1 pseudogene is annotated in these 2,463 nt (G+C 64.1%); it reads left to right on the plus strand.

The annotated features are described in order from the left end of the window. Positions 1 to 444 precede the first annotated feature (444 nt). Positions 445 to 1,557 (plus strand): annotated as a pseudogene (locus ACIRRA_RS45805) (RNA polymerase sigma factor); the annotation flags it as partial. Between the last annotated feature and the right edge of the window lie 906 nt (positions 1,558 to 2,463).

Genomic DNA, 2,463 nt, shown 5'->3' on the forward strand with positions numbered 1-2,463 from the left:
GTACACCCGATCCACCCACGCGAGGGCGATGACTGCCGACCATCGGGCCGCCGAGCACCACCGTGACCACCGTCGACCGCACTCTACTGCCGCATGTCGCGCGCTGACCGAACCGGCCAGCGCGCCGCAGTGGCGGCCCAAACCTGGTGCGGTACAGAACATCCGCTATTGCCGATTATGTGGCGATTCCAGGATGAGTGGGCGACCCTGTGTCGGAGGAAAGAACCTAAGAACAGCCGGCATGCAGCCGCCGCCTCTCCACCCGCATCAGTGGCGGCGATGGCCTGCCCGGGCTACGCTGCAGCCACTGTGCATCGGCCGGTGGCCGGTAGACTGGCCAGCGGCTTCGATGATTGCCGAGGGCGTCCAAGGCCTCTCTGCGGATCTCATCTCGCGGTGCCGCCCTGATCCCACGAAAGGGCGAATATGGCAACCTCCGCCGACGAAACGACCGACCAGCCTCCATCGGATGTCGATATGGCCTCGGCAAGCGTCGAAACCGATGCACCGGAAGAGGATTCAACCTTCGATGTCGCAATCGACCCAGCGCAGCGAGGCGGCGCCGGGGATGATTCCGAATGGGATGACAGCGAGTCCCCAGCGCTGCGTCAGGCGCGCAAGGAAGCCGCGCTCACCGCCGGTGGGGATTCCACGCGCGCGTACCTGAAGCAGATCGGCAGTGTTCCCCTGCTGTCTGCGGAAGAAGAGGTGGATCTCGCGATCCGGATCGAGGTTGGACTGTATGCGGCGCAGAAGCTGCACGAGGAGCTCGAATCGGGGTCCGGCATCACCACCGCGCGTCGCCGCGACCTGACCTGGGTCGTGCAGGACGGCGTCAAGGCCAAGAACCACTTGCTGGAAGCGAATCTGCGCCTGGTGGTATCGATCGCCAAGCGGTACACCGGGCGCGGTATGGCCTTTCTCGACCTGATCCAGGAAGGCAATCTGGGCCTCGTTCGTGCGGTCGAAAAGTTCGATTACGCCAAGGGATTCAAATTCTCGACCTATGCCACCTGGTGGATCCGGCAGGCGATCAGTCGCGCCATGGCCGACCAGTCCCGCACCATTCGCATCCCGGTGCACATGGTGGAGATCATCAACAAGCTCGGACGCGTCCAGCGTGAGCTGCTGCAGCAATTGGGCCGCGAAGCCACGCCCGAAGAGCTCGCGGAGAAACTGGACATCACACCCGAGAAGGTCGCGGAGATCCGGCAGTACGCGCGTGAGCCGATCTCACTGGATCAGACGATCGGCGACGAGGGTGACAGCCGGCTCGGCGACTTCATCGAGGACAGCGAGGCGGTCGTCGCGATCGACGCCGTGTCGTTCACCCTGCTGCAGCGCCAATTGCAGTCGGTGCTCGACACGCTCGACCCGCGGGAAGCAGGCGTGATGCGGCTGCGCTACGGCTTGGGTGATGGACAGCCTCGGACCCTCGACGACATCGGGAAGGTCTACGGCGTCACGCGTGAACGAATCCGCCAGATCGAATCGAGGACCATGTCGAAGCTGCGCCATCCGTCACGCTCACAGGTCCTGCAGGACTACCTCGACTGACCAGTACGCCTGTGTGGTTCCCCAGCCGTCCGGCCCCGGCTACCCGGAGAACGAACGCCCCGGAACAGGCAGGCTCCTACAGCCGCCCTCGGCCCGAATCGACGCCTCATCGCCTTTGCCGGATTTCACCCACCGCCGAGGACAAAGTTGTCGCCGAAGACGTGGCCCGGTCGCTGCGGTGAATGGCCGATGTCCGCCGGATCTCCTCGCTACTTCGCGCGCACCATCGGTTGCTTCGACAGCTAACTGTTCGCCCACTGGGTCGGTCGACCTGCCGATGACTTGACCGACCGCGCTGGGCGTACTGCGCAAGGCCACATCTTGCTCCACGATCCCGCGCATCAGATATGAGCCACTGCCCGCGCTTTTAGCGAATCAATACGTGAAACGCATTGCAGTGCAACGACTTTTGTGCGCGAGGCGGGAATTGAATCCCTCACCGCGGCAACCAGCTGCAACGGCGTAGCGCGGCGCCGGCGAAACGACTGAGCCCCCACCCGGATACCGGATGGGGGCCTCAGCAGAGTCTCTACCAGCAGCGATGCAAGCGCTGGCCTACTTCTTCGCAGAGGCTAATCCGCTTCGGAATTCGACCCCATTGACATCCCATCGCTGCACGTCAAACGCCCTGCTCGGGGCCCGACTCGCGTTCCGAAGCCGAATAACCTCTGCGCGCAACCCATCGATCCGACCGATGCCCGCACCGATCCAAGACCGCCCCTCCGGCCGCACCACCTAGCTGGCTCTAGTGGACTCAAGTGCGCGCTCATGCCGATGAGCGCGTCGATCCTGGGCGGGATTTCAGATCGCGGGTATCCGAGCTGATACGACCTTGTCGGCTCCCCGTCCGGGGATCAGCTGCCGCACGAAGAACCTCCGGCGGCCGGGTCCTCGACACCTCAGTGT

This window comes from Nocardia sp. NPDC101769 (assembly GCF_044766925.1).
In the GTDB taxonomy this organism is placed as follows: domain Bacteria; phylum Actinomycetota; class Actinomycetes; order Mycobacteriales; family Mycobacteriaceae; genus Nocardia.